The sequence below is a fragment of the Salinivibrio sp. PR932 genome, assembly GCF_001996125.1.
Classification (GTDB): domain Bacteria; phylum Pseudomonadota; class Gammaproteobacteria; order Enterobacterales; family Vibrionaceae; genus Salinivibrio; species Salinivibrio proteolyticus.
In genome coordinates this window covers 64,068-70,395 of the sequence record NZ_MUFM01000025.1, presented here as the reverse complement: position 1 = coordinate 70,395, position 6,328 = coordinate 64,068, and the positions used below count along the sequence as shown (strand labels likewise).

Sequence of the window (6,328 nt, the reverse complement as noted above, 5' to 3'; positions counted from 1 at the left end):
CTTTTAAACTCTTGTATACCGCCGTATGGCGCTGTTTTACTGGGTTCTTCAATATCGTCAGTTACGATGTGCGACGATATTTAACGGTGTTTGGCGATGGCTGTCGCCATTTTGTCGCCACTTGCCGCCATCATTTTTGAGCACTTTTAGCTGGCTGAGCGGGTTCAATTCGACCACTTCAACCAGGTGATCCGGCGAGAAGTGCGCATACACCATTGTCTGCTTAATGTCCGTATGCCCTAGTGCTTCTTTCAGTGCCAGGATGTTGCCGCCATTCATCATAAAGTGACTGGCGAACGTGTGGCGAAGCACATGGGTGGTTTGTCCCTTGGGTAAATCCGGCAATGTACGGTCAATCCACTTATGCACCACACCATAGCCAACGGTGAACAGTCGATCTGACATCGGTTGATAAAGGTCGTCATACAGTGATTTTGAAATCGGCACCGTGCGGTTGCGTTTCCCCTTGGTTTGCACGTACGTAATTTTGTACTGCGATAACTGTGAACCCCGTAGGTTAACAGCTTCCATAATGCGGGCGCCAGTCGCCAGGCAGATTTGAATAATTTTGCATAGCTGGTCGGCAACCGGGCTAGCCTGAATCACATCAAACAGGTGGAGGATTTGTTCGTCGGTCAGATAGGTCAGCTCGTTCTCACTGAGCTTGATTTTCTTCACCGAATGCATCGGGTTGGGCTGCTTCCACTCACCAATATCAATCAGGTAATTGAACACGGATTGCAGCCACAACTGATCTTTATTGTGGGACGATGCCGAAAGCTCAGTGCCGTTGCGGGTTTCACCCCGGCCCTTGGTTCTGCGGTTGGCGCGATAATGCACAAAGTCCCGCGCGGTGAAGGTACTGGCGACAGGGTTGCCCTGTTCCTCGCTAATCATCAGCAACCGGCGCAGGGAATGGTCGCCGGATTTGAGGTTCTTTCCGTGCAGTTGATACCAAAGCTCAATCAGGTCCGACAGTCGGCGGTGATCTGGCTTGTCACCCAGCCAGGGTTTGTCGTCCACCGCTTGCATAGTGTAACGCTCAAACGTGACCGCTTCGCCTTTGGTGGCAAAGCGCTTGCGAATACGTTTCCCTTTTCGGCCCTGCGGGTAACACTCGCAGAGCCAAGGCTTTTTGCTGCCGTCTTTAAGGTTTCGAACTGACATTTATACGACGCGAAGTTGTTCCGACTCAGTAAAGTTTGAATAATCTTTAGAGACCAATGGAATAAAGTTATCTGGCCATTTGGCTGTGAATTCACAAAGCAATCTAAACTGAGCAGGCGCATCTTTATTAACCTTAACAACATTAATTCTGTATTCGTTCAAGTGAGGGTTGCTTAATAATGAACGAATGTCACAATTAAAATATTTAGGTAAATATCCAACTTTCACTTTCTCGTTATCGGAAGTCATTACCATAACAGCATTACTGTCATATGGGTTTGAATCCTCAAACTCTAAGTCTAACAATTCTTTAGGCCGCAACTTTGAAATTCGATCAATAGCTTCTTTATCTAAATGGCTAATTCCACTGGAAAAGAATCTGATTTTATACTCACCAGACTTTGTAATCTCCGGTTGCGAAATAATACGAAACTGATCAGTTTTTCGTGCGCCACCTGAAACGCCTAATAAGTCGAGCTCATCATAAAGTTCAAAGTCAATATCAGACCATTCCAGCATCATTCTAAATTCAGGCCGGTTTGTTGGGATGATCCTGTTTTTGAAGAATGAGAAAAGACCTGTCGATAAATAGGCTTTAGTTTTATCCTCCATACGAGGGAAAGCTATAAAGTTTGGATGAGAAGCGCCTTTGGTGTAATTTAAACGATAAAAAGTATCCGTACGAGTGAGTTTGGCTACTGGGTGCCACATACCATCGTCCAAGTCTTTCCAAATTACAAATACGCTTTTCATTGCGTTGCTCTCTTTTTAACTAAACTTTTAAATCTTTCGATTAATTCTTTATTGCTTAACAAACGTGCCTTGTTCGCAATAATTATCGAGTAACAAAAAATCTTTGCTACGTCAGTCATAATTTCTGAGGGAACCGCAGTAACAACCTCAATGATTTGACTGTTGTCGATGGATTCTAACCTCTCTAGCCATTCTAGCGCGGCATCAGGGCTATTGGCACTAAAAACCAAGAATGCCTCTAAAGTTTTTCTTCGTTTATCATGGAAGTAAAAGTGTGACTTGCACTTGGTTACATATTGCGGAATTTGGCGCCCTGAGTCTTTGGACGTTAATCGCTCAATTCTGACCTCATCTCGCTCATTACGGCCGAGACTAGCACCGTGATCAAAACTTGGCGCTAAATATGTTGTGCCATCAAGGGCTTCGATCATTGCCCAGTTTTGACTGTGGCGATCTTGGTTTGAGATCAATGTATCCAGCATCAGGTAGCCTAAAAAAACATCAAATGCATTATTGATGCAGGCTGTGGGCTGCCAGCCCTTTGGCGGATTAACAATGATTCGCTCAAGAATAGTCGTAATGAACTCAATCCGTTGTGCTCGCTCACCTTTACCTAATGGTGTTGCCAAAGTCGTAGCAACCTTTTCTAGTAACTGGTTGCCAAACACCATATTTTCACCTGTTTGGATGAAGTTTGGACTTCGGGTGCCATGCTGGCCTGAATTGAATGCTAAGTCGTAATGGGCATGAGGGATTCCTAACAGTTCAGCAAGCTCGCAAGCAACTTTCTCAGACCAGTTCTCGCCATGACGTACGGTTGGGTTACCACGTTTATCGAGGGTATGAATAGACTTAAAGATGTACTCTTGACCATCATTAGAGTCCGTATACCAAAACTTGGACTTCGTGCCCATCGATTCGAAATCATCAACACTCTGATCTGAAATGTCTAAAATCGGGTATTCTTCCATGAGTTAATATCTCATTTTTATTCGTCATGCTACTGTGAGTGAAAACAGGCACTTAGCACTTGCAGAGCCAAGGCCTATGGCTGCCGACTTCTAATTTACGTACAGTCATAAAGGCTGTTTAAACATCCTCGGGAACTTCACCAGTTTCAATCAACGTTTCCAGTTGTTCTTTATTAAGAATCATGGCGCCTTGCGATAGGGCCTTTTCGAGTTTTTTGGGACCAGCGTTATAGCCATAACAAAGAATATCCAGATGCTTGGTGACTTCCCCTCGAACATACATACCATTTTCCTTATCAAACGTGATGAGTTGATCTTTATCTGCCTTTTTGAAGCCAGTGAAACAAATGTCTATAGTTTCAGGGCTTGAGTACCTGCTTGCACCTGGAGAGCGTTTAGTCTCGAACTCGAAGCCTTCTTGTTCTAATTTTCTTTTTGCGAGTTCGAAGTAGGCTTCGGCTTCATTCTGAGTGCTATGCATTTCCAATACATGATCGAAACGCAGGGTTCGGGGGGGAGCCATTGTTTGCACACCAACCTTGAATATGAATAGGCTGATCTGTGTCATCCAGGATAACCTTTGGTTTCACGATAGTCTGAATCGACAGTCGCATCCTCTGTGACAGGTATGTACAGATAATTTGATCATCTAATTCCATATTGCCTCCGTGCTTATTTATGAAGTCAAATTCTAGCTAGAATCTTGTGTTAGTTGCTCCATACGCATCAAACGTGGTGCATATGTGTGAGCTGTGAGGAATTATTCCTTACTCATCGTCATGGCCACGCGGCCAAGCACTTTAACGCAGGATGAAGTTGATTGACAGCTGGCCGTCAATATCGATCAGGTACTTGCCTGAAGTCGGATTGGTGGATTCTGTGTTTACGTAATAAATCGCGGCATCATCTTCAATGACTTTGGTGATCGATGGTTTCAAGCCAAATCGGTCCAGCGTGCTTAAGTCTAGCGAAATTCTTCCTGCCTCAACCAATGCCCCGTCAACCAAGCGGTGAGTTTGTAGCCCTTCAACTGGGTCGACTTTACCTTCAAAAGGTTCTCCTTCACCCAGTGCCATATAGCGAACCGACGCACCGGTTGCTAAATGCGTTCTGACAATTAACTCAAAAGCGGTCCGATCATGGCTGTGCCAAGTCTGAATGGTTGAGCTTGGGATTCCAAACTTGTCAGCCAGCATGTAATTAGTCGAAGCTCCGGTTATTTCTCGAAGCTTTTCTGTGAATTCCTTCCCGGAAACATAATCAAAAGCCGGGATTTCAGCTTGTAGTGTTGTCATTTTCGATCTGCCATTGTTGTCAAGTTCGGTTTTCGGCACAGGATGCCGTACACCGGAACAAATCGGAACTCAAAACCAACTAGTAAGGATAACACCATGCTCTCATTTCAAATAGTCGTGAACGCACCCTTTATGACATTGGAGGAGTATTCACGTTACTCCGGCATGTCCAAACGCCTCCTTCGAGACTGGGAACGCGAAGGCAAAGTCATCTTCAAGAAAAGAGAAAAGAAAACTCGCATCGAACCCCGAAAGATGGGGTATCACCAAAATGGTGATCCCTTCAGTTGGCGGAAACCAAGAGGCGGTTTGCTTACCGCTCCGCAAGCTGTTCGGCTGGCTACAAACCATATCGCCCAACAAGGTCAAATCCTCCATCCGCGATAAAGTCATCCAGTATCAAAACGAATGTGACGACGTACTCTGGCAACACTGGACCAACCAAACCGCCCCAACACCCAAGCAACTCACTCTTTCCGCACCACAACCCAACCGCCGGGTAAAACTCACCGAACTGATGTTCGAACTGGCCGAACTGCGCGGCGTTACCACGCAGGAAATCCGCATTCACTACAGCCAGGTTTTTAGCAACCCGTGCTGGCCGGAAGGGGATGAAGTGTCGATCGCGCTGGCGAACGTCAAACTCAAGCACGACATTGAAGAAGCCCGGAAATACAAAGCAGCCCCGGTGGCGGAACTGCAAGCACTGGCCGAGCAAGTGGGGATGAAGGTGATCAGCGAATACGATTTGCAGGCGCTGCACCGGTTGGTGAGCCGGCAGCAGGAAGAAATCGACGAAGTGAACAAGGCGCTCATGAAACTGGCCCGACAGCAAAGCCTGATCCTGAACAGCCCGGTTTGGGGGTGAAGTATAAAAGAGCCCGGCAGTGTCGGGCTTCATGACTAAAATTTATTCGTTTATCAGCTGTTTAAGCTCTTCAGCAATAGGTGCTGACTTCAGAAGCTCTTCTCTTCGTTCTGAAAATTTCATTTCCGAATAGAGCCAAAAAGTCATGGATAGAACTATTGTTATGAAAGAAGCAATAAGCCCAGCCGCCAAGTTCTCCCAGACTGAGACTTTAAATGGTTTGTGAACTCGTTGAACTATAGCCTCTTCTTTCACCGTCTCTTTGTAAACGTTTAGCTCTTCAGAAAAGCAGAAATCGAAATAGTCATTGAGCATACGTTCCGCATCTTCACGATATTTAGCGACGCAGTCCGGTGAGGATTGGTAATGAGTGAAAAAATCATGAATTTCATCTGAGGTCGGGAACTTACCGGTTTTTGCCTTATGAGCTTTGATCCATTTGACCTTTTGCTCTTTGTAGAGGGAGTAGGCTACAAAACCAACAAAGTCCCCATCTCCCTCTACCATATCACCATAAGTATTGTGTGCCCACATGGTTAACCAGCAGCCTTAGCAGCACGGTATTCTGCATATTTGCTGTTGATTTCTTCTTGTGAGTAGCGGCGAGCAGCAATCTTTCGTTTCACTTCAGTAGGCAGATCATAGGAAGACAGCTTTTTACCACTTCTCATTGCGGCGTTAGCTTTTGCTGCAAGGTTCATACTCATACAGCCTCCTTGTCGTCTGAAAAACCATAATAAAAGTAAAGTACAATATACCGTATTGAGGGACGCAAACTATACATGAGTTGTAAAAATCAGACAATATTCACAGCTCCAGATAGGCACAATATAGAACGATTTGACACGATATGCCCCGTTTGACAGCTTTGCCGGGCTATCCGGCATCCCTACTTTGCAACTCCTCGGCCACCGTCACTATCAAATCGACAAAGCTTTCCCGAACCCGCTTTGGCAGCAGCCGGGCGGTGGCCGCAATATCCCCCGCCGACGTGTGCCGATGCCGCATTTCGCCCAGCGACACATCCAGCGACGTCAGCCCGTACAACTCACATAAGGCCCGGTATTGAGAAAGGGTCATATCCGTCTTGCCTTGCTCAATCCGTCGCAAAGTGCTGAGCGAAATGCCATGGCACTGGTTCGCAACGGCATTCTGCGTCATCTTTTTCTGCACCCGAATCGTGACTAAAAACAGCACGATAGGGTCGGGTTTGTTAGGTTTTTTAGGCATTGGTATCAAATCTACACGTCAAATCTGATTTATTACTGCACCAA

General features: G+C 45.9%; 9 protein-coding genes. 1 reads left to right on the top strand and 8 read right to left on the bottom strand.

The window, feature by feature from the left end; genetic code table 11:
- Positions 1 to 57: 57 nt before the first annotated feature.
- From BZG84_RS12060 to BZG84_RS12040, 5 genes are all read right to left on the bottom strand, one after another.
- A complete protein-coding gene (locus tag BZG84_RS12060) occupies positions 58 to 1,167 on the bottom strand; it encodes a phage integrase (RefSeq protein WP_077479033.1) in 1,110 nt (369 codons plus the stop codon).
- On the bottom strand, positions 1,168 to 1,920 hold the full coding sequence (locus BZG84_RS12055) for an HIRAN domain-containing protein (RefSeq protein ID WP_077479032.1): 753 nt from the start codon (positions 1,918 to 1,920) through the stop codon (positions 1,168 to 1,170).
- Positions 1,917 to 2,891: a hypothetical protein gene (locus BZG84_RS12050; protein WP_077479031.1), complete on the bottom strand. Its 975-nt coding sequence runs from the start codon at positions 2,889 to 2,891 to the stop codon at positions 1,917 to 1,919. The genes BZG84_RS12055 and BZG84_RS12050 overlap by 4 nt, the downstream gene beginning before the upstream one ends.
- Before the next feature lie 118 nt (positions 2,892 to 3,009).
- Positions 3,010 to 3,459: a hypothetical protein gene (locus tag BZG84_RS12045; RefSeq protein WP_077479030.1), complete on the bottom strand. Its 450-nt coding sequence runs from the start codon at positions 3,457 to 3,459 to the stop codon at positions 3,010 to 3,012.
- Between the two features lie 232 nt (positions 3,460 to 3,691).
- The gene (locus BZG84_RS12040; protein WP_077479029.1) at positions 3,692 to 4,186 is read right to left on the bottom strand and encodes a helix-turn-helix domain-containing protein; all 495 of its coding nucleotides are present in this window, start codon (positions 4,184 to 4,186) and stop codon (positions 3,692 to 3,694) included.
- 148 nt (positions 4,187 to 4,334) lie between these two features.
- On the opposite strand from BZG84_RS12040, the gene BZG84_RS12035 reads away from it, so the two are divergent.
- Positions 4,335 to 5,054 carry a phage antirepressor N-terminal domain-containing protein gene (locus BZG84_RS12035; RefSeq protein WP_274532428.1) on the top strand — a complete coding sequence of 240 codons (720 nt, stop codon included), beginning with the start codon at positions 4,335 to 4,337 and terminating at the stop codon, positions 5,052 to 5,054.
- A 42-nt stretch (positions 5,055 to 5,096) separates the two neighbouring features.
- On the opposite strand, the gene BZG84_RS12030 is transcribed toward BZG84_RS12035, so the two are convergent.
- The 3 genes from BZG84_RS12030 to BZG84_RS12025 form a co-directional block, all read right to left on the bottom strand.
- On the bottom strand, positions 5,097 to 5,588 hold the full coding sequence (locus BZG84_RS12030) for a hypothetical protein (RefSeq protein WP_077479027.1): 492 nt from the start codon (positions 5,586 to 5,588) through the stop codon (positions 5,097 to 5,099).
- 2 nt (positions 5,589 to 5,590) lie between these two features.
- Positions 5,591 to 5,761 (bottom strand): hypothetical protein, encoded by a 171-nt coding sequence (locus BZG84_RS16340; RefSeq protein WP_158011493.1) that lies wholly within the window; start codon positions 5,759 to 5,761, stop codon positions 5,591 to 5,593.
- Positions 5,762 to 5,930: 169 nt separating this feature from the next.
- A complete protein-coding gene (locus BZG84_RS12025; RefSeq protein WP_077678257.1) occupies positions 5,931 to 6,284 on the bottom strand; it encodes a helix-turn-helix transcriptional regulator in 354 nt (117 codons plus the stop codon).
- Between the last annotated feature and the right edge of the window lie 44 nt (positions 6,285 to 6,328).